The sequence below is a fragment of the Aliterella sp. E5.1 genome (genome assembly GCF_057473825.1).
Map to the genome: position 1 here is coordinate 50,262 of NZ_JBYCCV010000014.1, position 22,286 is coordinate 72,547.

Below are 22,286 nucleotides of genomic sequence, written 5' to 3' on the forward strand. Positions count from 1 at the left end.
TTTTTTGAACGTGATTAAAAGAAACACTTATCAGATTTCTGAACTTGCTTGGTTTTACAAATTCAACTTTTGTTGCCTAGTCAATACAAAACAGAAATGCTTGCAGATTTTGCTCCATAATATGTTTTATATTTAAGTTAATAAGCTTCAAATCTTCTACTGTCGTAATAAAAGGTAAAAAAAGTACCGTCATCAATTATTCCGAGAATAATATCTAAAGTCTCTAAAAAATATGGACTGCCAGATTCGTCTTCATTACTAATAACAGGTTCATCTAATATAGAAACAACAATAGCAGGCTGATTTTTGTAGGGCAATCGTCTATTTTTTAAACCTTCCTTCCACTTAACAATCTGTCCAACTTCAAAAAGTTCCTTCTTAAGAAGACTGCTACAAGCAGTTTTAAGTTGATAAAGGTATTCTTCTCCATAATTCTTATCTTCTTCGTTATTTGAATCTTTCTCCCGAAGATTTTTTTGAATAGCTTTTTCAAGAAAATCTGCTATAGAATCTTGTTCGCTCATTTGTATTACGTCTTAACTACATAGAGTAAATTGCTTGATACTATCTTTACGGATACTTAATTTGCTTCCTAAATTAAATTCATCATACGCTTTAATGTCAAACTCTATTCTATTTAAGGACTTTAAATTTTGACTACTTTTTTTATTAATTTCTAAAATAAAAAAATACATTGCAGAGCTAATTTCCTCTAATATTTTTCTTTGATTTGATACTATCTTCTCTTTGTTTGGTAGACCCTTAACTGTATAGATAGAATTTGGAGGAAGTAAATTCCAAGTTGCGGGGACAACATCTAACAACCACCAGTTTAATAGGTCGCGTCTCCCATCAGAACCAGGGAAAATTGCATAGCCTTCTAAACAATCATCTAAAATATCTATTAATGCTTCTAATGACTGGTCTTTATTAAGTGTTTTAATTGCATTAACATAAACATCCAAAGCTTCACACAATATTTGAAAGCCTGCTAACTTTTCTGAGAAAGAGCTAAATATATCTGGCTGCTCAAAATTACTGATTTTGACAGATGGCGTTTTAGAACTAATTGCCGCTTCCATATTTTCTAGTAACCATCGTGACATTTTTAAAATTGTTTCATCTGTAAGAGAGTTGTTAGGTTGATAATGCTCTATTGTCGGTTTCACTACTACAGCTAATATTAATGCCATCCAAACATGACGAATATGACCAACCGTCTGGTTGCCGTCAGAAAATAATGCCAAGATTTCTTCTAATGCCTCTTGAAGTGAAGTTTCTTGGTCTGTTATGGGTTCATAAAGCTCTGCATAAGTCTTCCGCCCTACCTCGGCTAGTTTAACTCTAAGATAGTCAGGTATGTTATCTAACAAAGCTAAATTCTTATTTGCCGACCTGCTCCATGCTATTGTCATGACTTCTGCCTCAGAATGATGCGGGTGGATAGGGATAATCCCAAAAAACATCTATTTCTATACGTGGAAACTTCTCCTTAAATTGCCTCAAAATACTATCGCAACTTTCACAGGGCTGAAACTCAGTATAGAGGTAGAGATTACCCTGTACTTGAAGATCGTAGAACATTTCAAGGGTAGCAGCAATTTCAGATAAAACTTTGTACTCAGCATCAGTATCCATGAGGCGCTGTGTTCGAGTATCAATAGCTGGCTCAAACTGCCCTCCTGCTGATTTCGACTTTGGTATATCTTCTGGGATTGGACTTTTCTTACCTCCTCTAGAGGTTGCGCCTGCACCAAAAGCTATGTCTCCTTTAAGATGTAGTTCCGCGATCCCGACATTGGAGTGACCAACAGGCTTTTTAAGATACTGCTCTCGGATTAAGGCAGCATCATTTTTCAATACCTTTTTTCTTAGATTCAGAACTTTAGATCCTTGAAAATAGCTTCTTTAAGTTCTTATAGGTTTATGGGTTTAAAAAAGCCCCCAATTGGAGGCTTTTGTCATAGCTAGGAAAAAACTTAAAGTAGGTACAACAAGCCAAACAAAATAATCCACACTACGTCCACAAAGTGCCAGTAAATTTCGGCAGCTTCTACGCCAAAGTGCTTCTCGCTGCTGTAATGCCCAGTAGTGCGACTGCGCCACAATACGGCTAAAATTGCAGTAACACCAATAAATACGTGCAATCCGTGAAAACCTGTTAGCACGTAAAAGGCACTAGCAAACAAGTTTGTAGTTAGGGTAAATTCTAAATGGCTGTACTCGTAAAGTTGCCCAGCTAAGAAAATTGCTCCCATGGCGGCGGTAATTGCTAACCAAGTTTGCATTCCCTTAACATCGTTTTTCTTCACCGCTACATCAGCATTGTGCATGACAAAGCTGCTAGAAATCAGCAAAACGGTGTTGACTCCGGGTAGTAATAATTCTAGCCGGGGTGTTCCTTCCGGTGGCCAAACAGGTAATACAGACCGAAAAGCTAGGTAAGCGCCAAACATTCCCAGAAAAATCATCCCTTCAGCGACTAAAAATACAATTAAGCCAAAGATACGGTGGTCGGGATGTTCTTCGTGATGTCCTCCGACTTCCGCCTGATGGTGATGGTTGAGCGCCGTTTTAGCTGGATCTATAGTTTGAATTTGCATGAATCTTTTACAGAATAAAGTAATTAAGTCAAAAAGCTAAAAGATGAGTGCTTTCTGCACAAATCATCTTTTAGCCTTTGTTTATTTGCGGTCTTCTGGATTAGCAGCAACGTTGGGGTCTGGCTCGGCACGTAGCACAGAGCTTGGACCCGCCGCTAAGGCTGGCTCTCGCTCATCAGCTAAAGGTACGTCTACATCTTTTTTGTTATTCATACCATAGTCGTAAGGACCCGTTGCCAACACAGGCAATTTGTCAAAATTCTCAATGGCTGGAGGTGAAGTTGTCATCCACTCCAAGGTTAAAGCTTCCCAAGGATTGTCGCCAGCTTTTGGTCCGTAATGCCAACTCCAAATGGCATTGATGATAAAGGGGAAAGTCGAAATTGCGAGTAAATACGCGCCCATTGTACAGATAAAATTCAGCGTTTCGTACTTGGGATCGTACATGGCAATTCGGCGGTTCATACCCATCATGCCCAATTTGTGCATGGGTAAGAAGGCAAGATTTAAACCAACAATTGTTAAGGCAAAGTGGACTTTACCCCAAAATTCGTTAATCATTCGCCCTGTTACTTTAGGGAACCAGTGATAGTAACCCGAATAAATGCCTAATACGCTACCGCCAAATAAGACGTAGTGCAAGTGAGCGACTACAAAATAAGTATCGTGGACGTGGATATCAAAGGGGACAGCAGCTAACATTACGCCACTAATCCCGCCAATTACAAAGGTTCCCACAAAACCCATGGCAAACAACAAAGCACTATTTAAACGCAGTTTGCCGCCCCATAACGTAGCTAGCCAGCTAAATACCTTGATCCCTGTAGGTACGGCAATAATCATGGTGGTAATCATGAAAAACATCCTTAGCCAGCCAGGAATACCGCTAGTAAACATATGGTGCGCCCAGACAATTAAGCCCAAGAAGCTAATTGCTAGACTGGAATAAGCGATCGCTTTGTAGCCAAATACTGGTTTACGCGAGTGGACTGGTATAACTTCAGAAATTACCCCAAAAAACGGCAAAATCATGATGTAAACGGCGGGGTGGGAGTAAAACCAAAACATATGTTGGTATACTACCGGGTCGCCGCCACCAGTAGGGTTAAAAAACATTGTCCCCGCCAGCAAGTCAAACGCCAACAAGATTAAAGCGCCAGCTAGTACCGGAGTTGACACTAAAACTAAGGCAGAAGTCGCAAACATTGCCCAACAAAACAAGGGCATTTGAAACACTCCCATTCCTGGAGTCCGCATTTTCAGCAATGTCACTAGGAAGTTTAACGCGCCCAAAATTGAGGATGTTCCCAGCAATAGCAAGCTCATAATCCAAATTGCTTCGCCTACTTGCCCAGTTACTAAGCTCAAAGGCGGGTAAGAAGTCCATCCTGCGTCGGGCGCATCGCCAATTGCTAAACTCGCCATCAGCAACAATCCCGCCGGGGGAACCATCCAAAAAGCTACAGCATTTAGCTTCGGAAATGCCATATCTTTCGCCCCAATCATGAGCGGGATCAAATAGTTGGCAAATCCGGCTCCGGCTGGTACGATCCACAGAAAAATCATCACTGTGGCGTGGAGTGTAAACAAGCTGTTGTACACTTCGGCGCTAACAAAATCCAGGTCTGGGGTTTTTAGTTCGGTGCGAACTAAGTCCGCCATAACTCCACCAATACAGTAAAAAACAAACGTTGTAACTATGTACTGAATGCCAATTACTTTGTGATCGGTATTGAAGGTAAAGAAATCGCGCCAATTTCTATTTGCCACGTCTTCGTTATGAGCGGGTATATTGGCTCTTTCTTGCAACTGTGCTTGAGTCATAGAAATTAGGGAAAGAGAATGGGGGCTTTTGCTTAGTGGTGATGGTTAGAAACTTGGTTTAGTATTTGGGGGTTAATGCCCAAGTCGCTAGTGTAAGGAGCTAAAAAGTCGTTGGGTGACTTGTCATTAGGGTTGAGAGCGATCGCACTATTTAATGTATCTGCTTGGGCTACTTGCTGCTCTTGCACCCACTGGTCGAAAACTGACTGTGTTTCCACAATTACTTTAGTATTCATTGCACCATGATAGGGACCGCATAGTTCCGCGCAAATTAACGGATAAGTGCCTTCTACGCGGGGAGTAAAGCGAATTGTGGTTTGACGACCGGGGATCACATCTTGCTTTAAACGAAATTCTGGAACCCAAAACGCATGAATTACATCGTTGGCACTCATGTTGGCGATTACTTCTCGCCCGATTGGTACGTGCAATTCGCTAGAGACTATTCCCGTATCAGGATAAGTAAAAATCCAGGCGTACTGCATTCCGGTAACGTTAACGGCAAATTCCGGTGACATTCCTTCTCTATCTTTGCTTGCGCCAATTGTGGGCGAAACAATTCCCAGTCCTGGAGCATCATTTTTTTGAGGAATTTGGTCTGAGTTGCGAACTGCTGCGGTTGCTGGGTCTTGCATCGCCTCGTCAGACTTTTGTTGATTAACGTTGTCGCTCAAAGTTGCCGCGATCGCACTTCCGGGCATTTTCATCGCTTGAGGCTGCATCGCTGCGTGCATATCGTGGGGATCGAACCCACCAATGGAGTTGTAAACTTCAAAGCTATAAATTGAAATGCCTAGTACAACAATCGCTGGGATTGCCGTCCAGAGAATTTCTAATGGTACGTTGCCAAATACTGGCGCTGCGTCGGTGTTGTCCCCCACGCGGCGGCGAAATTTGAATGCTGAAAAAATTAAAATGCCTTCAACTAGCAAAAACAACCCTATAGAAACGGTCATCATCGTATTAAATAAACCGTCTACCAATAGGGCTTCATCGGTAGCTGCGACGGGCAATAGACCATGATTTTGACCGTACCAAAGGCTGAATAAGGTCAGTACGATACCGATAAGTAAAGTCCAAATAGAACCTGGGATTTTCACGGGTCAGCGTATGTTTATGAATTTACTACTATTTCTAGTCTTACTCACTTACCACGTTAGTGCAGCTATTGAGCTTAATGGGTTGGTTAAAATACTTTTTACTTATTTTCTTTGGGATTGTTGCTTGTTCGCTTAATCGGGCTTTGAGCTATTGTTAAGAAAGGTAAAGATTATTTACGCGCTCAGCAAGGCAAGCCGATTTAATTAGTACAGCTTAAAAAACGCCGAGCGATTGCAAATAAGAGCTTATGGTCATCCAAAGTAGAAACAATTTTTATACCCTAATGTTTACAATACGCTAGGGTAAAAGGAAGCCAGCACTCACAAAATAATCAACTTTAGTGGCTTATTTAGATGGGCAAAAGGTGTCGTCCATGACAGAATTTATTGTTCAGCAAACAAGTATAGCTACGCAAAACCGCTCCCAGCCTCAAGAACAAATCCGGCGCTGGGTGTGGAAATTGTGTATTGCTACTTTAATTTTGATGGCAATTGGCAGCGCTACCCGCGTTATGAATGCAGGCTTGGCGTGTCCTGATTGGCCCTTGTGTTACGGGACGCTCGTGCCAAGAGCGCAAATGAATCTGCAAGTATTTTTAGAGTGGTTTCATCGCTTAGATGCGGCGTTAATTGGTGTAGGAGCAATTTCTTTAGCTGTTGTCTCCTGGTGGAATCGCCGTCAATTACCAAGTTGGCTGCCTTGGGCGGCTACTTTTGCCCTGGGGTTAATTGTATTTCAAGGCGTATTGGGCGGGCTAACCGTTACACAATTGCTGCGTTTTGACATCGTAACTGCCCATTTAGGCACGGCATTATTATTTTTTAGCACGCTGTTAGTTATGGGTACAACCCTTACTCCCTATACTGGCACGGGGACGGCGGGTAAATTACCTTGGCTCGGCTTGACGGCGGCAATTTTAGTATATTTGCAAAGTTTGCTCGGCGCTTTGGTTGCGTCGCGATGGGCGCTGCACCAGTGCTTGGCAGTGAAAGCTTTATGCAGTGTCATGTACAGTCACATTGGCGGCGTAGTGCTGCCTAGTTTGGCAATTATTGCCGTAGTGTGGATGTCTTGGCGGACTCCGGCTTTGCATCCGGCTTTGCGGCTTTTGGCAAATATGGCGGGTGGGTTATTACTATTGCAAATTTTGTTAGGGATTGCTACCTTGCGCTTACATCTCCAAATAGAACCGCTCACCGTAGCTCATCAAGCTGTAGGAGCAGCATTGCTGGGATCTCTTGTAGCTTATACAGTTTTGGGATGGCGCGATCGCGCTTTTTTGGTGGAAGCAAATCGTTAAATTGGGCAACTTCTTGCTCAAAGCAGTAAGAAATGTACCAATTATTTTTTGCCTTTTATTTATTTTGTTTCAATGATTAAGGACTTAGTGTGAGTATGATTGGGACTAGCGTCTCTCGCCGCCATGAAAATTTTTCCGAAGTTATTCGCAGTTACTACCAGTTAACAAAGCCTCGGATTATTCCGCTATTGTTAATTACGACAGCTAGTAGTATGTGGATTGCAAGCTCTGGACAAGTAGATCCTCTATTGCTGCTAGTGACTTTAATTGGTGGTACATTGGCTGCGGCGGCTGCCCAAACAATTAACTGCATTTACGATCGCGATATTGATTATGCGATGGAACGTACCCGCCACCGTCCTTTGCCATCAGGGAAGGTACAGCCGCGAGATGCGTTGATATTTGCGATCGCTCTTGGCATACTTTCTTTTACTTTACTAACAGCCAAAGCAAACTTACTTACCGCTCTACTCGCAATGTCTGGCATCGTTTTCTACGTTGCTATTTACACTCATTTGCTCAAACGCCACACTAGCCAAAATATTGTTATCGGTGGCGCTGCGGGGGCAATACCTGCGCTTGTAGGTTGGGCGGCAGTTACAGGTACATTAAGTTGGGCTGCTTGGGTAATATTTGCGATCGTATTTTTGTGGACTCCGCCTCATTTTTGGGCGCTGGCTTTGATGATTCGCGATGACTATGCCAAAGTTGGCGTACCTATGCTTCCTGTCGTGGCGGGGAACGCGGCTACTACCAAGCAAATTTGGCTGTATACCTTAGTTCTTATTCCTTCTACCTTTTTGCTCATCTATCCCTTAAATGTTTCTGGGGTAGTTTACGGTGCTTTAGCTGCGTTTTTGGCAACTATTTTTATCAAAAAAACCTGGGCATTGCGGCTCGATCCTGATAGTAAAGAATTAGCTAGAAGTCTATTTTTTTACTCCATTATTTACATGATGGCTCTGTGCGCGGCAATGATTGTGGACTCTTTACCTATTACTCATTACCTGGTGAATGCTATAGGAACAGGCTTGCAATCTCTTGTAAGTTAGGTTGGGGATGCGATCGCGCTTTTTTGGTTGGAAAAGTGCGATCGCTTTACAGAAAGAGTAAATATAAAATCTTGAGAAGCAAAAATGATTCGTCGCGCTAAAAGTCAAAATATTTATGAACATCAATTTTGCTAATTCAGATAGTGATTTAGAGCGATGTTTCCCGATAATATTTCAGCTTCGACCGCAGCTAATTCAATCAGAGTTTATTGATAAAGTAAAGCACCAACAGTAGAGTGGTTACTCTCTAGCTTATTTAGAAGAAAGCGGTGCTATCAAAGCTGTTGCTGGATTTAGATTAGTAGAAAACTTAGTCGATGGACGACTGCTTTATGTAGATGATTTGATTACTGAGGCATCAGAGCGTTCTAAAGGTTATGGAGGTGCTTTATTTGATTGGTTATTAGAACACGCTAAGTCACTTAACTGCGTTTCATTCCAACTTGACAGTGGGGTGCAAAGAAGCGAAGCACATCGCTTTTATTTTAGGAAAGGCATGAAAATTAGTTCTTTTCACTTCAAATTAAGCGTACATAATCGCAACTAGAATTAATACTAAATCTAAATTCATCATGAGAAGTCGCATCTCTAATCTCTTTGCCTACTAAAATAGAAATTGCCCGTGAAATGTATATTTAGGGAGAAAGGCTGATGGCTCCCGCCGTAAAAATTGAAAACTTACAAAAACGCTACGGCTCAGTAGAAGCAGTAAAAGATGTTTCGTTGCAAATTGAGCCAGGGGAAATATTTGGGCTTTTAGGACCAAATGGAGCGGGAAAAACGACAACTTTGCGCGTACTCTGTACGTTATCTACTCCAGACGCAGGGAAAGTTGAAGTATCAGGTATTTCCGTTGTCGATAATCCGAGAATTGCTAGACAAAAATTAGGTTACGTGGCGCAAGAAGTAGCTTTAGATAAGGTACTGACAGGGCGCGAACTCTTGCAATTGCAAGCATCGCTCTATCATTTGCCCAATAATGCCGCCAAGCAGCGAATTAATGATGTAATTGGCTTATTAGGTTTAGCAGAATGGGCGGATAAACGCACTGGTACTTATTCGGGTGGTTTGAAAAAGCGCCTAGATTTAGCCGCCGGATTGCTCCACGCCCCAGATGTTTTAGTGTTAGATGAACCCACTGTAGGGTTAGATATTGAAAGCCGTTTTGTAGTGTGGGATTTCTTGCGTCAACTTAGAGCCGCCGGAACTACAGTATTAATTACCAGTCACTATTTAGAAGAAATTGACGCTTTAGCTGACAAAGTAGCGATTATCGATCGCGGGATGGTAATTGCGGCAGGAACGCCAACAGAGTTAAAAGATAAACTAGGAGGCGATCGCATTACTCTCCGCATCCGGGAATTTTCCCCAGATCGAGAAGCCGAAAAAGCTAAGGATTTATTGCAAGCTTTGCCTTTTGTGCAAGAAGTAATCATTAATAGCGCTCAAGGTAATTCTTTAAACCTAGTAGTTACTCCCCAAGCCGACGCACTAAGTAGCATTCAAAAATCGCTTAATGAGGCGGGTTTACCTACTTTTGGCATTGCCCAATCGCGCCCTAGTTTAGATGATGTCTACTTGGCGGCTACGGGGCGCACATTGATGGATGCAGAGCTTGCCGCCGTTGGTAGTCGGGATGTAAAGGCAGAGCGCAAGCAAAATATGAAGTAGATAATAAAAGTTTTTTAGTGTAGAGAGACAAATATAAATGAGTAGTACGATTACACCTCCCAAACCCCAAGCAATTGCGAAACCAGGGGCATTTCCTCAATTAGATACCGCAAAGTCTAATGGTTTTGCCGATTTAGTTCAAGAAACTTTAGCTTTAACTCGCCGCTTGTTTATTCAATTGCAGCGCCGCCCATCAACTTTAGTTGCCGGGATTATTCAGCCTGTAATGTGGCTAGTTTTATTTGGGGCGTTATTTCAAAATGCGCCATCGGGGTTATTTGGCAACAGTCACAGTTACGGACAATTTCTCGGTGCGGGGGTAATTGTGTTTACAGCCTTTGCGGGGGCGTTAAATGCAGGTTTACCAGTAATGTTTGATCGCGAATTTGGTTTTTTGAACCGCCTATTGGTTGCACCTCTAGCTTCTAGATACTCAATTGTTCTCGCTTCGGCTTTATTTATTGTCAGTCAAAGCTTATTGCAAGCGGCGGTAATTGTCGGTGCAGCAGCCTTATTAGGGGCGGGCTTGCCAAATATAGCCGGGTTAGGTGCGATCGCGTTTATTGTTTTTTTACTAGCTTTAGGCGTAACTGCTATTAGTCTGGGTTTAGCTTTTGCTTTGCCTGGACACATTGAATTAATTGCCGTTATCTTTGTCACCAACTTGCCGTTATTATTTGCAAGTACCGCCTTAGCGCCCTTGTCGTTTATGCCCCAATGGTTGCAAGTAGTCGCAAGTTTAAACCCCCTCAGCTATGCTATTGAGCCGATTCGTTACTTGTATTTAAATAGCAATTGGTCTATTAGTAGTATCGTAATGCAAGCTCCCTGGGGAGCCGTTAGCTTTGGCGGGGCGATGCTAGTTTTGTTAGGCTTTAGTTTTGTAGCGTTAATTAGCATTCAACCATTATTAAAGAAGTCGCTTTCTTAAAAAAACTCATTTAACCATACCCAAAAACCGATGAAAATTACACCTAAGTTCATTTTCGGCATTATAGCCTCAGCGAGCCTTTTTTCCTTGCTAATTCCCCAATTAGCCAAGGCGCAATCTACCCAAATCAATCCTTCTACACAAGTCAATCCTTTACAAGACTTCCAACCCCAACAGGGCGATCCTTTTTCGTCTAGAAATGACGATCCGACCGGAAGTATATTTGATTTAATTCATCGCGCTCAACTCGGCAATTCTCGCAGTAATGAGGAGTTTAATGCCGATAAAAATGAAGATCTCAATGATGCGGCAGCAGAGTTTAGAAAAAAGCAACAACAGCGCATCCAAGCTCCAAGTCAAGCGGGTACGGTAACGCCAATTACTACGCCGTCACCGGATGCAGCTAACTAGACTACCTGCCTAGGCTAATAGCTAATGTTGGCTTACAACGAATAGAATTGCTGATAACGAAGGGTTTAAGAGCAGAGCTTAAGCCCTTATTTTTGCGATTAAGCTATTTAAAAGAGCAAAAATTTAGGTGGTGTCAGTAAAAACATTTGACTTTGACCGATAGGCGATCGCGTAATTGGTAATGTTAAACCAATAATTCCAGCTTTTTTCAAAATTAACCCATCGTTAGCCTCACCCCAAACGAGCATTGATGCCCATGCTCCTAAATCTGGTTGATGACCAATTAGGGCTAATTTGCTGTTAGGTGAATATTGCTGTTGGTCTAGCCAATTTAGCCAAGAGTGAATATTTCCATTGGGAGCAAGATCGGTAGATACTTGCAATTTGCCAGTGGGTTGCAAACAACTAAAAATTTCCGCAGTTTGATGCGATCGCACGAGGGGGCTTGTAAAGATCCCATCAAAGCGCAAGCCCAAGTTATACAAGCGTTTAGCTACTTCCTTTGTTTTATCTTCTCCGATTTTTGTTAGGGATCGATCTTCATCTTTAAGTGCGGAGTCTCTTTCTTGGGCTATACCGTGACGAATTAAATACAGTTCCATCTTTTAGGCATCAATTTTACTCAGTTTCAATGGGGTTATCTCTGGGACTCACTAATCGCAACAATTTTTGCTTAATTTGAGCGTCAAACACTTCCCATTTCATGCGAGCGTAGGCAGAATTTTCATTAAAGCCTGACAAAAAGCCCATCGGAATCTCAAATCCACCCGCTCCAGTACGTCCACCACCAAAAAAGCGCCCTTGACTATCTTGCCCAAAAGCTTCCTTAATAAATTCATCGGGATCGAGAGTCAGCTTAGTAGTTCGCAGGGAACCAATTACAACTTCTAACTCCTCATCTTCATCGTGAACAATGCCAAAAACTACCGCCGTGTGGACGTTTTCTTCAGTAACCAAAAAGTCTGCCGCTTGGGGAATCGCATCGCGGTCATCGTAGCGCAAATAACCAACGCCAGCAATAGAAAAGTTATTCTGGACGATGCGATTTTTGAGACTGCGCTCAATTACATCCATTACTCGTTTAGAACGATTTGCTTGGAGTACGGCGTTGAGCAACTGAGAGTCGTAAAACCGACTTAAATAACCTGCGGCTAAAAAATCTTCCTCTTGGGCTTGCATCAATCTATTAGTATCCGACCGCAACCCGTGCATCAAAGCCGTAGCGCACTTGACATGATTGTTGATACTACTATCTAAAGCCAGCAAGCCAGCCTGCAAATACTGAGTGAAAATTGTGGCTGTAGCTCTTACCGAGGGGCGCAAGTCGCAAAACTCGGCTTTGAGTTCGCCTTGCAAACTATGGTGATCTACTAATACTACTAGGGGAATTTGGGCTTCTTGCACCAACGGCATTAGTTGGCTGGTTGTTCCCTGGTTATCAATTAGCGCGCAACCACCATAAACTGATAAGTCTTTGGTTTTGGCATTTTGCAGCGTCCACCTTTGGGCGGGTAGACCCGTAAGTTTAACTAAGGCAATATTTTCTTGATGACTCAAAGTACCCGCATAGACTATATCGCACTGGATATCGTACTGCTCGGCGATCAGTTGGTACGCCCAGGCGCACGATAGCGCGTCAGGATCGGGAAAATCTTGGAGAATTACTAACTGTCTTTGGTGCTGGTGTCTTTCAAAAGTTTGTCTGAGAGCTTCTATTTTCTGGCTAGGTAATAGAATGCAACGCTGTCCTGGGTAAGTCGCATCACTATTAGCTTGTGGCGGTGTATTTGGTAGGAGGTCAGTAGTAGGTTGAGTGTCTATATTATCTTTTGGTATTGGTTCTAGAGTTATTGGCAGACTGTCAAAGACTTTTAAGGAGTTTGAGTTCATATTAGTTTAGTTCGTGGGTGTGAGGAGGAAAATTTTAAAAAAGATAGAAATAGACAATTCAACTTGTGTCACACCCTACGATCTTTACAGATAATTAGCAATTCAACATCCTTATACCAAGATATTTCTCAAGATAGAATTCCTAGGAAGGAGATTGGGAGCAATACAAATATCAACAGGTTTATATTGCTCCAAAAATTGCTCTAGACACGTCCTCCGTATTGAACAGGTAATAAAGCTTTAGCTGCTTCTTTGGGTTGCAGTTGTAGCGCTGCATGATAAGACCAATAAGGATCGCGCAGCATTTCTCTAGCTAAAAGTACAATATCTGAGCGATCGCTGTGAATAATTTGCTCAGCTTGGGTGGCTTCGGTGATAGAACCTACGGCAGCGGTTGCTATTTGGACTTCGGTGCGGATTTTTTCGGCAAAAGGTACTTGCCAATCGGGAGCAAAAGGATAGTTTTTGTAGTCGGGAGAGTTGAAGCCAGAACTGCAATCAATTAGGTCTACGCCTTCGGCTTTTAGCTTTTTGGATAGTTCTACCGAATCTTCTATTGTCCAGCCCCCTTCTACCCAATCGGAACAGGATAATCGCGCGGTAAATGGTAGTCTTTCGGGCCAAACTTCTCTGGCGGCGCGGGTGGTTTCAAGAATAAACCGGATTCTGTTTTCAAAGCTACCGCCGTATTCGTCGGTGCGTTTGTTTGATAGGGGGGAGTAGAAGCTGTGTCCTAGGTAGCCGTGGGCAAAATGCAGTTCTAACCATTCGTAACCTGCTTCTAGGCTGCGGATGGTGGCAGCACGAAAGGCATTTTGTACGTCTAGGATGTCTTCGCGGGTCATTTCTTGGGGGGCGCGCCAAATTTCGTCGCCAAAGGCGATCGCACTGGGGGCTATGGTTTCCCAGCCGCCTTCTTCATCTTTGAGGGATTGGCTGCCTTCCCAGGGGCGGGCGGTGCTGGCTTTTCTCCCGGCGTGAGCAATTTGAATTGCTGGTACGGCTCCATGCTCTTTGACAAATTTGTTGATGCGGTACAGTGGCTCTATGTGTTTGTCTGCCCAAATCCCGGCATCTCTGGGGGATATTCGCCCTCTTGCTTCTACGGCGGTGGCTTCGGCGATGACAAGTCCTGCTCCGCCTACGGCGCGAGAACCTAGGTTTACTAAGTGCCAGTCTGTGGCTACGCCGTCGATGGAACTGTATTGGCACATTGGGGATACGCCGATGCGGTTGCGGAGGGTGATGTCTTTGAGTTTGTAGGAGTCGAATAGGTGTGTCATTGTTCTTTTTGGTTTAAGGGATCTTTGGTGTGGTTTTAGGGGGCTTATCTTTAAGAAAAACCGGATATGGGGGGTCTGCCCCCCAAAACCCCTGCAAAAGTGTTTTATCTTGAGGTACGGGGGGCTTCTGTGCAGTAGACCTCTTTTTTCGGTAGGTACGCTAGTTTTGTGTCAGTCTAGTTACATACAAACCTTTTGCAAAATTTTATTCTTTAGTCGGCTTGAGCCGACTTCAGCTAAACCGCCTGGGGTTTCAAATCTAGGCGGTTTAGCGATTTACAGCGCTCATGTCTGAGTAGCGATCGCCCACAAAACTGTTTTTTGGTGCTACTTCTTCTAGGCGTTGTAGTTCGGTGGGGGTAAGTTTGATGTCTGTGGCGGCTATGTTTTCTTCTAAATAGGTGCGGCGTTTGGTTCCGGGAATCGGGACAATATCGTTACTTTTTGCCAGCAACCACGCTAATGCTAGTTGTCCTGGGGTTACGCCTTTTTCTGTTGCTATTTCTTTGACTTTCACTACTAATTGCAGGTTTTTGTTGAAGTTTTCTCCTTGAAATCTGGGTGAATTTCTCCGGTAGTCGTCGGGGGCTAAATCTTCTAAATTTGTAACTGTTCCTGAAAGAAATCCTCTCCCTAATGGGCTATACGCTACTAACCCAATTCCCAATTCTTGAATTGTTGGGATAATTTCGTCTTCTATATCTCTACTCCACAACGAATACTCTGATTGCAACGCACTTATGGGATGTACGCTTGCAGCCCGACGAATTGTGGCGGCGCTGGCTTCCGATAGTCCGATGTAACGTACTTTTCCTTGCTTTACAAGTTCCGCCATTGCGCCTACGGTTTCTTCAATCGGTACAGTAGGATCTACTCGGTGCTGATAGTACAAGTCGATGTAATCAATGTTTAAACGCTTTAAGGATGCGTCGCAAGCTGTGCGGACGTACTCAGGAGAGCCACTAACTCCCCGAAAACTGTTGTCTTCGCCCCGTTGAATGCCGAATTTTGTTGCGAGTATTACTTGCTCTCGATGGTGAGAAATCGCTTTGCCTACAAGTTGCTCGTTTGCACCCCGCCCGTACATATCGGCGGTATCAAGGAAGTTTACTCCCAGTTCCAAGGCGCGGTGAATGGTGGCGATGGATTCGGTTTCGTCTCCCGTACCATAAAACTCGGACATCCCCATACATCCTAGTCCTAGTTCGGATACGGTTAGTCCTTGGTTGCCTAGTTTGCGTTGTTGCATTGGTTTACTCCTATTCAAAATGAATACAAATTTTGCCGAAGTGTGCGCCGCTTTCCATGTACTTTAAAGCGGACTTAGCAGACTCTAGAGGAAACACGGGATCGCATATTGGTCTAATTTTGTGCAAAATGCTCGCTCTATTCCTGTCCTCCAACGGGTGCTGCGACATCTAGAAACTATCGAAAAATGTCCGGGCATCGATCCAGAGTTTTATCGTTACCAAAAGGCATTGGTGCAAGTTAAGATAAGTAAATGATTTTGAGGGCTGGTAGTCCTTGAGATACGATGAGAAGTACGCAGAGTTTCGTATATAGAGCAGACGGTTACTTCTAAAAACAACCTCTCTCGATTCTCGATGGTAGAGGTTGATTAATTTTCCTGTTTCCTAAGTTGAAAAAATGAAGATATTTACGATTTTGGCATTGCTGATTGCGATCTCGGCAGTTGTATTTGCCAGCCAAAACGCTATGCCAGTTACCATTTACCTTCTGAGCTGGAACTATCAAGCTTCGATGGCGCTGGTGGTGTTGCTGACGTTTTCTCTGGGCGTATCTATGGCTTTTTTGCTGTCCTTACCTCGGATGATTTATCGCATGACCAAGATTGCCAGCCTCAAACGAACAGTTGCCGAACAAGATCGCAGGATTACTGAGCTAGATCAAAAACTTTTAGAGGCAAGCAACAAAGGTAATTTAGTTTCACCTCAGCCGCCCTATGGTGACTCTCAAACCTACTCTCCAGAGAATGTTCAAGGAAAGCCCGCAATTTAATGAGCATCTGTCCGTATCTCAGACTCGGAGCGGGGCATTCTATTAGGTTTATAGAATTAGTGCCAAAGCTATTTTGAATCTCAAATGTCTTCATGAGTGCTTTACCTTTTATTAACTTTAACGCTAACGTCAATTTGAAGCTAAAAAAATTACTAGCTACTAAGTTCTTGAATTTGCTGTTGAATTCTAGTAATATTTGCCTCTAACTCTGAGCGAAATTGTCCTAAAGAGGCAATCTTTTCATCTGTTTCTTGGAGATGAACTTGCAAAATTTCTAACACTTTCTGTTTACCTCTCATACCTGTTGAATCTTCAAAATACAAGTCTATAACGGCAGTAATTTCGTCCAGAGTTAACCCCAGTGACTTGAGGCAATCGATTTTTTGCAGTTTGGCAAGCTCAGTTTGGGTGTAATACCGAAAGCCCTTACCTTCCCGCTCGTTTGGACTTAATAGCCCTAAGTTTTCGTAATAGCGAATTGTTCTTGGAGTTACCCCAGCTTTCTTAGCTAGTTCTCCAATCCGCATTTTGTCAGTCACTTTAAGTAGTCAACAACATTGACGTTAACGTTAACTTGATAATAATAAATTTAGGCAACAGTGTCAATCTAAATTTATTCGGGCAGAGGCAAGCACACGCTAAAGCTAGTTCTACCAGGTTTAGAGTCTATAGTAATAGCTCCTTTGTGTCGATTTTCTACAATGCGCCGCACCATCTCTAATCCTAGTCCCGTACCTTTGCCTACAGGTTTTGTCGTGAAAAATGGCTCAAAAATTCGCGATCGCACATCTTCGGGAATACCAACACCGGAATCAGTAATCGTCACAATTAAGAAGTCGCCCTTGTTTTTAGTTGCAAGTTCAAGAATACCTTTGTTGTCCATAGCGTCAACAGCATTATCAATTAAATTTGTCCATACTTGATTGAGTTCGCTGCCATACGCCAAAATTTTGGGAATTGTGTCATCATACGATCGTTTAACCGTAATGCCTTGTTTGAGCTTGCAAGAAAACAGCCGAATTGTATCTTCAATTCCTTGATGTATATCTACAAGTTGTTGCGCTCCTTGGTCAAGATGGGAGTAAGATTTCATCGACTGCACGAGCTCAGAAATTCGTTCGGCGCTGCGTAAGCCGCCTTTAATAGTTGACATGACTTCAAAAGATAGCCCTAACCAGCGCACGCCCATGTCTTGTAGTTCGGTGGGATCGTTACGCCAGGGAGCGGTTAATTGGTCTAAAGTTTTAATTTCAACTCCCGCCTCTGCTAAAGGGGTTGCTAAGTTCCAAGCGTCTTCAATTCCGTAGTCTTCAAGCCAAGTTAAAAGTTCATCTTCGCGATCGCCTAATGTTACAGGATCGATAGATCTATTAACTATCGTCTCATAACCGCGATCGCGTTCTTTAGTCCATTGTTGCACCTCCATTTCTGTAAGTTGCGATCGCCCAGTAACTAAATTCATCCGTTGCAGTTCAATTAAGGCAGGAGTCACGTCTTTGAGGGCGCGGACAAGGGCGGCGGCGGGGTTATTTAGTTCGTGGGCAAGCCCCGCCGCCAAGGTTCCTAGGGCTGCCATTTTTTCTCGACTGCGAATAAAAGACTCTAAACCGCGCGATCGCACTGTTACAGTTTGAAAGATAATTTTTTCAAAGGCGCGACTCTCATGCAATAAGCTCAAAAAATCTTCACCCGTGAGTCGATGTAGCTGACAGTGGCTAAGACTTCGCAGCGTAACGGGGACTGTTTCGCCTGTTAAGCTTTGCAATTCGCCAAAAAATGCTGGTGCGACCTGTTGTCCGATGGGCATTTCCATGCCGTCACTCTGGCGAGTTACTCCAATGCGTCCCTCAGTCAGAATAAAAAAGCCCAGGGATGGTTCGCCTTCGCGGACTAATACTTCTCCCTTGTTCAGTTCGACGGATTGGGCGCGATCGCATACCCACTCTAGCCGTTCTGGGGACAATACTTGAAACAACTCTAGCTTTAATAACTCTTGAGTACAGAGCATGAGTAAATTTCTAAAACATTAGTAGATAGCCTAGCAACTATTTTTTTATCCGGCTCAAATAGAGCTTAAAAACCAAGCAGCAACAGAGATCTGGTCAGTTTGACGAGATCGCTGTAAACCTTCTTCTAGTAATGCGATCGCCAACCCTGGCAATACCACTGACTCGCTAATTCTTTGACTACCACCATTAGGAACAATTTTAAAGGCAGTAATTCGCGCTTTTTTGACATCGACTACCCAATATTCAACAACCGCTAAATCTTCATAAATTAGCCGTTTTTGTCCTAAATCGTCAGCTAAAGAACTGTTGGCAATTTCCACTGCTAAATCGGGGATGGCAACATTATTGAGATTGGCTACCGAACTTCCTGTAGGAGCTAAATTTGCTCGTTCCCCCAAGTAATAAGAGATATCTGGTTGAATTTCTTTTTCCCCTGGTTTTTGGTAGCTACAATTAATCAGCAAATTTGATGGTATGCCTTTGGCGATCGCAAACTGATTGACTAAAGTTACAATAATTCCGTTATCGCGGGAATGGTTAGCTCCAACAGGCGGCATTTCAATCCTTAACTGTCCGTTGTAGTAATAGCATTTAGCCTTTTCATACTCTGGCGCTTGGATAAGCTGGATAAAATCATTCCAAGGGCAGTCAATCCAAGTATCTGTTGCTAATTTCGTTTGTAGTTCGCTCATAAATCGCCACCTCGAACTTTGGGATTTAGTAATAATCGTAAGTTATTACCTGTTGGCTAGTTTCCAGCATTGAGTTGCGATCGCCCAATCTTCTTGGGCTTGAATAACTAAAACCCTCGCACTGGAATCATCGGTAGCAATATCAACATCGACAGGCGAATTAGCATTTTTATCAAAGTCAATTTTTACGCCCATAAATGCCAAAGTTTCGCAAGCGGCGGCTCGTATTGGTGGCTGATGTTCGCCCACACCGCCTGTAAAAATAATCGCATCAGCGCCGCCCAGGGTAACTAACATAGCACCTATATGCTGACAAAGCGACTTCACGTACATATCAAAGGCTAATTGAGCGCGAGAATTGTCTTCTTTAGCTGCAACAATTTGGCGCATATCGTTAGATAAACCAGAAATACCTTTTAATCCCGAAGCAATATTTAGCATTTCGTCGAGCTTATCTGCGTCATAACCCTGTCGTAGTAGATGAATTAAAATCCCTGGATCGATACTCCCGGATCGGCTACCCATCATTAGCCCATCTAAAGGAGTAAAACCCATTGTAGTGTCAATACTTATCCCACTCGCGATCGCTGCTATAGAGCAGCCATTACCCAAATGACAAGTAATTAGGCGCAAAGACTCGATATCTTTATTCAATAATTGAGCGGTACGGTGAGCGCAGTATTCGTGATTGATTCCGTGAAAACCATAGCGGCGAATACCTTGCTCGAAAAATGAGTAAGGAATCGGATAAACCGCCGCCTTTGTTGGCAATTGACTATGAAAAGCTGTATCGAATACCGCTACTTGCGGCACGCTTGGTAATATTTGCTCAATGGTGGTAATGCCTTCAAGATTAACCGGGTTGTGAGCAGGAGCAAAACTAGCAAGATTTGCGATCGCCTCTTTCACCTCTTTTGTAATTATCGTAGCTGTGCGGTAATTTTCTCCACCATGTACTACCCGATGACCGACTATATTAATTTCTGATAAATTATTAATTACTTGCGTATCGCCTTTAGATAAAGTATCGAGCAGACAAGACATTACAGCCATGCGATCGCTACTTGGTAATTCTTTTTGTAATTCACCACGATTACTTTTAACTTTGAGTTCTGCTATTCCTTCAGAGTAAGTCCAATCAATTTTTGCTTCCCATAATGGTTCTAATGGCAAAGCTGGTAAATCATCGCCTATTTGGTACAAACAGCTTTTTTGACTGCTAGAGCCAGCATTTAATACTAAAATTTTCATATTTTTTTAGCTAAAAACTCCTGCCTATACCGAAAAAAGCGTATTGAGGTTGATAATTTTCGCATCTATCCACAGAAGTTGCTTACTAGACCTTTTAAAATAGTTATAGTTATTAACATATATAAACCCTTACCCTAATACTTGCGATCGCGTTTTCAGATGACCTAGTTATTTGTACTTAGCCTTTACCAAAAAGGCTTGCAACGCAATTGTTGGACGGCGGAGAATTACCCCGCCAATTTTTGCTAGAAAGCAGAGTGTTAGAGCTAGTAGAGGGAGGTATTTATTCCTTCAGAGGCGGTTATGGCGGTCAATTTTGCCCGAACTTCTACTTCAATTCAACGTTTGCAGCAAGTTTTTACAACTATCGATGCTGAAAGTTGTCCGTATCATTTCAACTTTCATATGCACACAGTTTATTCCGATGGCAAATTTCAGCCAGAAGAATTGATCGATCGAGCTATTTCTATTGGCTTGCAAGGGTTAGCGATTACCGATCACCATACTATTTTAGGATACAAAACGGCGCAACGTTATTTAGAAGACTGGAAATGGAGTCACCCCCAAACTGAAAAACCCGCGCCGCAGCTTTGGAGTGGGGTAGAAATTAATGCCCGTATTCTCGATATTGAAGTTCACATTCTTGGCTACGGCTTTGAACCGTCTCACTCTAGCTTGCAGCCTTATTTGCAAAGAAGCGCGGCTAAAGGCGATAGTTATCAAGCAGCGAATGTAATTGCTTCTATCCACGGGGCCGGAGGGCTTGCAGTCCTCGCTCACCCAGCACGTTACAAAAAGTCTCACTTTGAATTGATCCCGGCAGTGGCGCAGTTAGGTATTGATGGGGTAGAAACCTACTACGCTTACAACAACCCCAATCCTTGGCAGCCTAGCCCAACGGAGACGCAACAAGTAAAAAATCTAGCTGTCATTCATGACTTGCTTAATACTTGCGGTACAGATACTCACGGACGCAATTTACTTCAGCGCCTTTAAACAGGCTTGGAGAGCCACAAAAAAATATACCTTCTCATAAATGAAAAGGTATTGTAAAGCAATATTAAAAATATTAGACTGTTTCAGTCCTAAAAAGCAGCCATGATAGTGATAATACTGACACTTGTTAAAGCTACAGCAACACCCATAGCTATTGTGGAGCCTAAGTTAGTTGATTTTTGTGTAGGTTTCATGATGGCTTTTAGTTAAATTTATTGATGGTATTAAATTTATCAGTTTGCTTGCAACTCTACACATAAAAGTCTAAAAACTTTAATATAGTTAAGGTTTCTTAACATATAAGCGGGTGAATGCTTAACTAACGATCGAGAAAAGACGCGCTATGGTGCGTCTTTAAAAAAGTATTAACTAGCTTAGACTTCCTACAAAAGCTCAAGATATCTAATAGATTTATTGAAAAATCAATTAAACCCACTTGCCCAATTAAACCGATAGTCGGTTTTAGCTATAAGCAAGCAGGCTTTAACTAACAAACTTTTAGCAAAAAGTCCTTTATTTTTAAACCCATTTGCCGCCTCTAAAGCGCCACCGGGGGAATAAAATTCGCATTACTGCCCAAGATAAGAAGTAGTCTACTATAGACACTGCCGTATAGTGGACGATAAACCATCCCAAGTCAAAATCGTTGCGATCTATAAAAGGTAAGCCTACAAACTTAAGTAGCAATCCTAAAACAATGCCTTCGGCAATACAAGCAAAAAATTGAAACACACCGGGCTAATCGTGATCCCACAGATACTGCTGCAAATAGTTATACAGTATGTCCCACAGCAAGCCTAAAACGCCTACCCAAAAAATTACCCAAAAGAAGATCGGGTGAAAACTATAATCTCCAGCCGCAGGACCAATCAAGCCAAAGGCAAAAGGTAAGCTAACGATTAGTCCAATTGTTGCTAGAAGAAATATCCGAGTTTGCCAACGTCCAAATATTAACCCGGCAATCGAAGAGCCTACAGAATGAGAGGCAGAATAGATAGAATCAGAATATGAATAAACCTGATGCTCGATTACTCCATCCCACTACTCAAGACTACCTGCGCCAACAAGGGATTCGACTACGAGAGATAGGCAAGCGCCCAGGCGAGATTGCCACGTATCTTGGCGTACATCGCACGACGGTTTGGGCATGGTGGCGAGAGTATCAAAAATTGGGAGAAGCCGCCCTGCATCAGCAGCAGCGAGGCAATAAATGGGGTGAAGGTCGGACGCTGACCCGGAGCGAAGAAGTGCAG

Annotated in this window: 24 protein-coding genes and 2 pseudogenes; 10 read left to right on the plus strand and 16 right to left on the minus strand. The window is 42.9% G+C overall.

From position 1 onward, the window contains the following. Positions 1–137: 137 nt before the first annotated feature. From AC2VE5_RS07695 to AC2VE5_RS07720, 6 genes are all read right to left on the minus strand, one after another. Entirely contained in the window at positions 138–524 is a 387-nt protein-coding gene (locus AC2VE5_RS07695; protein ID WP_486887182.1) for a hypothetical protein, read from the minus strand. Positions 525–536: 12 nt separating this feature from the next. Further along, positions 537–1,415, minus strand: a complete 879-nt coding sequence (locus AC2VE5_RS07700) for a hypothetical protein (protein ID WP_486887183.1) — start codon at positions 1,413–1,415, stop codon at positions 537–539. Between the two features lie 10 nt (positions 1,416–1,425). Then, positions 1,426–1,860 carry a deaminase domain-containing protein gene (locus AC2VE5_RS07705; RefSeq protein WP_486887184.1) on the minus strand — a complete coding sequence of 145 codons (435 nt, stop codon included), beginning with the start codon at positions 1,858–1,860 and terminating at the stop codon, positions 1,426–1,428. A 119-nt stretch (positions 1,861–1,979) separates the two neighbouring features. After that, complete coding sequence (locus AC2VE5_RS07710; RefSeq protein WP_486887185.1) at positions 1,980–2,603, minus strand: cytochrome c oxidase subunit 3; 624 nt, start codon at positions 2,601–2,603, stop codon at positions 1,980–1,982. A gap of 81 nt (positions 2,604–2,684) precedes the next feature. Further along, on the minus strand, positions 2,685–4,427 hold the full coding sequence (gene ctaD / locus AC2VE5_RS07715; RefSeq protein WP_486887186.1) for a cytochrome c oxidase subunit I: 1,743 nt from the start codon (positions 4,425–4,427) through the stop codon (positions 2,685–2,687). Positions 4,428–4,459: 32 nt separating this feature from the next. After that, positions 4,460–5,527 carry a cytochrome c oxidase subunit II gene (locus AC2VE5_RS07720; RefSeq protein ID WP_486887187.1) on the minus strand — a complete coding sequence of 356 codons (1,068 nt, stop codon included), beginning with the start codon at positions 5,525–5,527 and terminating at the stop codon, positions 4,460–4,462. 374 nt (positions 5,528–5,901) lie between these two features. Here AC2VE5_RS07720 and AC2VE5_RS07725 point away from each other — a divergent pair, with 374 nt between their 5' ends. The 6 genes and pseudogenes from AC2VE5_RS07725 (at position 5,902) to AC2VE5_RS07750 (ending at position 10,893) form a co-directional block, all read left to right on the plus strand. Continuing rightward, positions 5,902–6,828: a COX15/CtaA family protein gene (locus tag AC2VE5_RS07725; RefSeq protein WP_486887188.1), complete on the plus strand. Its 927-nt coding sequence runs from the start codon at positions 5,902–5,904 to the stop codon at positions 6,826–6,828. A gap of 95 nt (positions 6,829–6,923) precedes the next feature. Next, positions 6,924–7,880: a heme o synthase gene (locus AC2VE5_RS07730; protein ID WP_486887205.1), complete on the plus strand. Its 957-nt coding sequence runs from the start codon at positions 6,924–6,926 to the stop codon at positions 7,878–7,880. 262 nt (positions 7,881–8,142) lie between these two features. Beyond that, positions 8,143–8,427, plus strand: a pseudogene (locus tag AC2VE5_RS07735) (GNAT family N-acetyltransferase); the annotation flags it as partial. A 104-nt stretch (positions 8,428–8,531) separates the two neighbouring features. Beyond that, positions 8,532–9,551, plus strand: coding sequence for an ABC transporter ATP-binding protein (locus tag AC2VE5_RS07740; protein ID WP_486887189.1), 1,020 nt, complete (start codon positions 8,532–8,534; stop codon positions 9,549–9,551). A 37-nt stretch (positions 9,552–9,588) separates the two neighbouring features. Next, positions 9,589–10,482 carry an ABC transporter permease gene (locus AC2VE5_RS07745; protein WP_486887190.1) on the plus strand — a complete coding sequence of 298 codons (894 nt, stop codon included), beginning with the start codon at positions 9,589–9,591 and terminating at the stop codon, positions 10,480–10,482. Between the two features lie 30 nt (positions 10,483–10,512). Next, complete coding sequence (locus tag AC2VE5_RS07750; protein WP_486887191.1) at positions 10,513–10,893, plus strand: hypothetical protein; 381 nt, start codon at positions 10,513–10,515, stop codon at positions 10,891–10,893. A gap of 107 nt (positions 10,894–11,000) precedes the next feature. Here AC2VE5_RS07750 and sixA read toward each other — a convergent pair whose 3' ends face one another. The 5 genes from sixA to AC2VE5_RS07775 form a co-directional block, all read right to left on the minus strand. Then, positions 11,001–11,495, minus strand: coding sequence for a phosphohistidine phosphatase SixA (gene sixA, locus AC2VE5_RS07755; protein ID WP_486887192.1), 495 nt, complete (start codon positions 11,493–11,495; stop codon positions 11,001–11,003). A 16-nt stretch (positions 11,496–11,511) separates the two neighbouring features. Beyond that, entirely contained in the window at positions 11,512–12,783 is a 1,272-nt protein-coding gene (locus tag AC2VE5_RS07760) for a DHH family phosphoesterase (protein ID WP_486887193.1), read from the minus strand. 203 nt (positions 12,784–12,986) lie between these two features. Continuing rightward, on the minus strand, positions 12,987–14,066 hold the full coding sequence (locus tag AC2VE5_RS07765; RefSeq protein WP_486887194.1) for an NADH:flavin oxidoreductase/NADH oxidase: 1,080 nt from the start codon (positions 14,064–14,066) through the stop codon (positions 12,987–12,989). Between the two features lie 268 nt (positions 14,067–14,334). Continuing rightward, complete coding sequence (locus AC2VE5_RS07770) at positions 14,335–15,315, minus strand: aldo/keto reductase (protein ID WP_486887195.1); 981 nt, start codon at positions 15,313–15,315, stop codon at positions 14,335–14,337. A gap of 10 nt (positions 15,316–15,325) precedes the next feature. After that, on the minus strand, positions 15,326–15,484 hold the full coding sequence (locus tag AC2VE5_RS07775) for a zinc-binding dehydrogenase (RefSeq protein ID WP_486887196.1): 159 nt from the start codon (positions 15,482–15,484) through the stop codon (positions 15,326–15,328). Between AC2VE5_RS07775 and AC2VE5_RS07780 the strand changes: the two genes are divergently transcribed. Together AC2VE5_RS07780 and AC2VE5_RS07785 are read left to right on the plus strand one after the other, a co-directional pair. Beyond that, positions 15,437–15,571 carry a hypothetical protein gene (locus tag AC2VE5_RS07780; protein WP_486887207.1) on the plus strand — a complete coding sequence of 45 codons (135 nt, stop codon included), beginning with the start codon at positions 15,437–15,439 and terminating at the stop codon, positions 15,569–15,571. The two genes, AC2VE5_RS07775 and AC2VE5_RS07780, sit on opposite strands and share 48 nt — an antisense overlap. A gap of 142 nt (positions 15,572–15,713) precedes the next feature. Continuing rightward, positions 15,714–16,085 carry a LapA family protein gene (locus AC2VE5_RS07785; protein WP_486887197.1) on the plus strand — a complete coding sequence of 124 codons (372 nt, stop codon included), beginning with the start codon at positions 15,714–15,716 and terminating at the stop codon, positions 16,083–16,085. A gap of 152 nt (positions 16,086–16,237) precedes the next feature. Here AC2VE5_RS07785 and AC2VE5_RS07790 read toward each other — a convergent pair whose 3' ends face one another. The 4 genes from AC2VE5_RS07790 to AC2VE5_RS07805 form a co-directional block, all read right to left on the minus strand. Continuing rightward, complete coding sequence (locus AC2VE5_RS07790; protein WP_486887206.1) at positions 16,238–16,612, minus strand: MerR family transcriptional regulator; 375 nt, start codon at positions 16,610–16,612, stop codon at positions 16,238–16,240. 86 nt (positions 16,613–16,698) lie between these two features. Continuing rightward, on the minus strand, positions 16,699–18,093 hold the full coding sequence (locus AC2VE5_RS07795) for an ATP-binding protein (RefSeq protein WP_486887198.1): 1,395 nt from the start codon (positions 18,091–18,093) through the stop codon (positions 16,699–16,701). Between the two features lie 54 nt (positions 18,094–18,147). Further along, entirely contained in the window at positions 18,148–18,786 is a 639-nt protein-coding gene (locus AC2VE5_RS07800) for a Uma2 family endonuclease (RefSeq protein WP_486887199.1), read from the minus strand. Between the two features lie 45 nt (positions 18,787–18,831). After that, entirely contained in the window at positions 18,832–20,037 is a 1,206-nt protein-coding gene (locus AC2VE5_RS07805) for an acetate/propionate family kinase (protein WP_486887200.1), read from the minus strand. Between the two features lie 303 nt (positions 20,038–20,340). Here AC2VE5_RS07805 and AC2VE5_RS07810 point away from each other — a divergent pair, with 303 nt between their 5' ends. Further along, on the plus strand, positions 20,341–21,033 hold the full coding sequence (locus AC2VE5_RS07810; protein ID WP_486887201.1) for a PHP domain-containing protein: 693 nt from the start codon (positions 20,341–20,343) through the stop codon (positions 21,031–21,033). Positions 21,034–21,552: 519 nt separating this feature from the next. Here the strand turns inward: AC2VE5_RS07810 and AC2VE5_RS07815 are convergent. Then, positions 21,553–21,996 (minus strand): annotated as a pseudogene (locus tag AC2VE5_RS07815) (hypothetical protein). A 44-nt stretch (positions 21,997–22,040) separates the two neighbouring features. Between AC2VE5_RS07815 and AC2VE5_RS07820 the strand changes: the two are divergent. After that, positions 22,041–22,286, plus strand: a 246-nt coding sequence (locus AC2VE5_RS07820) for a helix-turn-helix domain-containing protein (protein WP_486887202.1), incomplete at its 3' end; no start/stop codon positions are given.

Coding starts and splice junctions, on each gene's coding strand:
- AC2VE5_RS07760 (WP_486887193.1), bottom strand. CDS start 12,783: ATGAACTCAAACTCCTTAAAAGTCTTTGACAGTCTGCCAATAACTCTA.
- AC2VE5_RS07710 (WP_486887185.1), bottom strand. CDS start 2,603: ATGCAAATTCAAACTATAGATCCAGCTAAAACGGCGCTCAACCATCAC.
- AC2VE5_RS07800 (WP_486887199.1), bottom strand. CDS start 18,786: ATGAGCGAACTACAAACGAAATTAGCAACAGATACTTGGATTGACTGC.
- AC2VE5_RS07765 (WP_486887194.1), bottom strand. CDS start 14,066: ATGACACACCTATTCGACTCCTACAAACTCAAAGACATCACCCTCCGC.
- AC2VE5_RS07790 (WP_486887206.1), bottom strand. CDS start 16,612: ATGCGGATTGGAGAACTAGCTAAGAAAGCTGGGGTAACTCCAAGAACA.
- AC2VE5_RS07810 (WP_486887201.1), top strand. CDS start 20,341: ATGGCGGTCAATTTTGCCCGAACTTCTACTTCAATTCAACGTTTGCAG.
- AC2VE5_RS07745 (WP_486887190.1), top strand. CDS start 9,589: ATGAGTAGTACGATTACACCTCCCAAACCCCAAGCAATTGCGAAACCA.
- AC2VE5_RS07695 (WP_486887182.1), bottom strand. CDS start 524: ATGAGCGAACAAGATTCTATAGCAGATTTTCTTGAAAAAGCTATTCAA.
- AC2VE5_RS07700 (WP_486887183.1), bottom strand. CDS start 1,415: ATGACAATAGCATGGAGCAGGTCGGCAAATAAGAATTTAGCTTTGTTA.
- AC2VE5_RS07785 (WP_486887197.1), top strand. CDS start 15,714: ATGAAGATATTTACGATTTTGGCATTGCTGATTGCGATCTCGGCAGTT.
- AC2VE5_RS07775 (WP_486887196.1), bottom strand. CDS start 15,484: ATGTCGCAGCACCCGTTGGAGGACAGGAATAGAGCGAGCATTTTGCAC.
- AC2VE5_RS07795 (WP_486887198.1), bottom strand. CDS start 18,093: ATGCTCTGTACTCAAGAGTTATTAAAGCTAGAGTTGTTTCAAGTATTG.
- AC2VE5_RS07730 (WP_486887205.1), top strand. CDS start 6,924: ATGATTGGGACTAGCGTCTCTCGCCGCCATGAAAATTTTTCCGAAGTT.
- sixA (WP_486887192.1), bottom strand. CDS start 11,495: ATGGAACTGTATTTAATTCGTCACGGTATAGCCCAAGAAAGAGACTCC.
- AC2VE5_RS07805 (WP_486887200.1), bottom strand. CDS start 20,037: ATGAAAATTTTAGTATTAAATGCTGGCTCTAGCAGTCAAAAAAGCTGT.
- AC2VE5_RS07770 (WP_486887195.1), bottom strand. CDS start 15,315: ATGCAACAACGCAAACTAGGCAACCAAGGACTAACCGTATCCGAACTA.
- AC2VE5_RS07750 (WP_486887191.1), top strand. CDS start 10,513: ATGAAAATTACACCTAAGTTCATTTTCGGCATTATAGCCTCAGCGAGC.
- ctaD (WP_486887186.1), bottom strand. CDS start 4,427: ATGACTCAAGCACAGTTGCAAGAAAGAGCCAATATACCCGCTCATAAC.
- AC2VE5_RS07725 (WP_486887188.1), top strand. CDS start 5,902: ATGACAGAATTTATTGTTCAGCAAACAAGTATAGCTACGCAAAACCGC.
- AC2VE5_RS07740 (WP_486887189.1), top strand. CDS start 8,532: ATGGCTCCCGCCGTAAAAATTGAAAACTTACAAAAACGCTACGGCTCA.